Source organism: Prevotella sp. P5-108, assembly GCF_002251385.1.
GTDB lineage: Bacteria > Bacteroidota > Bacteroidia > Bacteroidales > Bacteroidaceae > Prevotella.
Genome location: NZ_NPJJ01000006.1, coordinates 1 through 655, shown reverse-complemented (window position 1 = coordinate 655; position 655 = coordinate 1). Strand labels below are relative to the sequence as shown.

At 37.3% G+C, this 655-nt stretch carries 1 protein-coding gene; it reads right to left on the bottom strand.

Features of this window, described 5'->3' with window-relative positions; all coding sequences use genetic code 11:
- Nucleotides 1–111: 111 nt before the first annotated feature.
- Nucleotides 112–655, bottom strand: a 544-nt coding sequence (locus CIK95_RS01020; protein WP_216820568.1) for a hypothetical protein, incomplete at its 5' end; no start/stop codon positions are given.

Genomic DNA, 655 nt, shown 5'->3' with positions numbered 1-655 from the left:
AAACAAAATCCACTCTTCTAAAAGCAAAATCCAAGTAAGTTCTAATGATCGATTTGGGTTAAACATGGATAAATCGCCTGTTTGAACACCATATCTTCCCTCGAACTGTAATTAGAAAGGATCTATCGAAGATTTTGTTGGTGAATCGGTGCCGAAGTCATGAAAGCGTATCTTGCTTATTCCAAATGGTATTACCATTATCGTATCCATTCTTTGGCTTATTACATATTTCCCATTTTTACGGTCTATATAAATAGCTCTGTAGAGATAGTTACTTAGCTCTTTGTCTTGTATATCACCTTTGTAGATATATGTGTCTTGAGTTTTTGCATATTTCCTCTTATAATTCTGAAAACCCTCCCTATAACAAAGTTCACATTCTCTTAGAGAATCAAATGCCAGCACCACCTTCTTCCCTATTCTCAGAGTGTCATGCTTTGTTCGTCTGTCATACAGGGGACGATAACCAGGACCGACAAGAAGACCCTTATAGATATAAGGATATTTATCATATCCCTCTTTCATTAAGATGGGGCGGGTAACAACAAAAGTGTCATAGCGGGAATGGCTTTCCGTATACGTTTTGATAATTTCACGTAGAGAGCTATCACAGAAAATCTCTTTTATTTCCAAACCTTCTCCTGGCGTACATGCT